The organism is Paracoccus sp. Z118, from assembly GCF_019061185.1.
GTDB lineage: Bacteria > Pseudomonadota > Alphaproteobacteria > Rhodobacterales > Rhodobacteraceae > Paracoccus.
In genome coordinates, this window is record NZ_JAHQZU010000076.1 from 1 (window position 1) to 1,885 (window position 1,885).

Consider the following 1,885-nt stretch of genomic DNA (forward strand, 5'->3'; position numbering starts at 1 on the left):
CTTGACGAGGCCTCGATGGCCGGAGAGGGCGTCACGTTCTACCTGGCCAATGGTGCGACGCTCAGCCTCAACGGCAACGGCAATTTCAGGATACAAGCGCCGACCACTGGTCCCTACGCCGGCATCCTGTTCTTCGGCAGCCGAAGCGGTAGCGGTCTCGACCACAAGATTCTCGGCAACTCGGCGCTCGGCAGCTCCACGACCCAGGGAGCGATCTATTTCCCGACCTCCACGGTCCGCTTCCAGGGCAACTCCAACATGACGAACGGCTGCACGCAGATCATCGGCTACACTGTCGAGTTTACCGGAAACTCCACATTGCGATCGAATTGCGACACCAACAACGTCCGGGAAATCGAAACAAACGTCCTCGTCAGCTTGGTGGAGTAGGGGAGATCGAGCTTGCACTGAAGCAGTAGGTGTTTGATCCCACGGTTTGATGGTGCGATCCTTTCTCAGGAATGGAAGGAAGCACTATGGGAGAGTGTAAGATCTTCTTCCCAGAGGCCATGGATCAGACCTGCATCGTGCACCTGGTCCGTACAGCCGGAACTTCTGCTCCTGGAGGGACCGCAAGCCAGTGGCCGCCGACCTGCGCCGAATGTACGGCGTGTTCCGGGTGGAAATCAACACTCTGGGCTCACGGAGCCAGAAAGACCCATGGCGAACGCATCGATGATCGCGATCGGCAAAAGTTGCTCAACAAGGTTGCAGAGCGTTAATCGGTTTGATGTATAGCTGATTAGCACGGGGAGCGCTTGGTGCTGAGTGCGAGTGGCCCTGACGTTCGGTTCAGGCCAAATCCTGTCCCCGCAACCAAATTCCTGCGTAACATCAGCGGCTTAAGAGCCTCCCTCGCGGGAGGCTTTTTGTGTTTGCAGTTTACATCAACGCCACATCAACACCCGACACGAAAACCGGCAGCCGACCGCATCCGCCGACATTCAGCGACGCTGCGCAGGTGCATGACCCTACCGTCAGGGTGCTGCTCCTGCCGACCGTCGGACCCGGCGCGGCTCAGACATGGTGCGGTTCATCAGCGTGAACGGCTTCGATTTGACCCGGCTCCCGTCTTGAGCGACGGATGGCTCGCTCCTAGTCACATTCCACGTCACGCGCGGGGCTTCTCATGGCCGATCTTCTCAAGACGATGGCCAGCGCGGCGCGGCGCGCCAGAAGGCGGCCCCTGTCCACCGTCCTTGCGCTTCCGCGTCTCCTGGTGCCGTCGACCCCGAAGCCCAAGCGCAAGCGGGTGGCATCGGCGTCGCCCACAGCCAGACGGAAACAATCCACGGTTCCGCCGCGTCCGACGCCGGGCAGCTTTCTCGCCGACACGTTCACCTGTCCGCAGGGCACGCTCGACTACAGGTTCTACACGCCGAAGGGTTCGGCGCGCCGGCGCATGCCGCTGGTCGTCATGCTGCACGGGTGTTCCCAGTCCGCGCCCGACTTTGCGGCCGGCACCGACATGAACAGGCTGGCGGACGAGCTTGGCTTGCTGGTGCTCTATCCGCAGCAGTCGCCCAAGGCGAATGTCGGGCGGTGCTGGAACTGGCACGATCCGAAGAACCAGGCGCGGGGCAGAGGGGAGCCCGCCGTCATCGCGGCCCTGACGCGGCACGCGATGTCCTTCGGCCGTGCCAATCCCGCCCGCATCTACATCGCCGGCATCTCGGCCGGAGGGACCGCGGCGGCCATCATCGGCGCCGCCTATCCCGACCTTTTCGCGGCGGTCGGCGTTCATTCCGGTCTGCCGCCGGGCAATATCCGGTCCCTGCGATCAGCGATGTCGGTCATGCCCCTTGGCGTGGTGTAGGAGCGCCGGCCCTCGGAGAGGTCCGAGCTTGATCAGATTGCTACAGCGGGCAGCCTGATGCCGGGATTG

2 protein-coding genes are annotated in these 1,885 nt (G+C 62.7%); both read left to right on the forward strand.

Annotated features, from left to right (window positions below):
• On the forward strand, nucleotides 1-390 hold a 390-nt coding region (locus KTN05_RS17405), incomplete at its 5' end, for a hypothetical protein (RefSeq protein WP_217330631.1).
• A gap of 739 nt (nucleotides 391-1,129) precedes the next feature.
• Nucleotides 1,130-1,816, forward strand: coding sequence for a PHB depolymerase family esterase (locus KTN05_RS17410; protein ID WP_217330632.1), 687 nt, complete (start codon nucleotides 1,130-1,132; stop codon nucleotides 1,814-1,816).
• Nucleotides 1,817-1,885 lie beyond the last annotated feature (69 nt).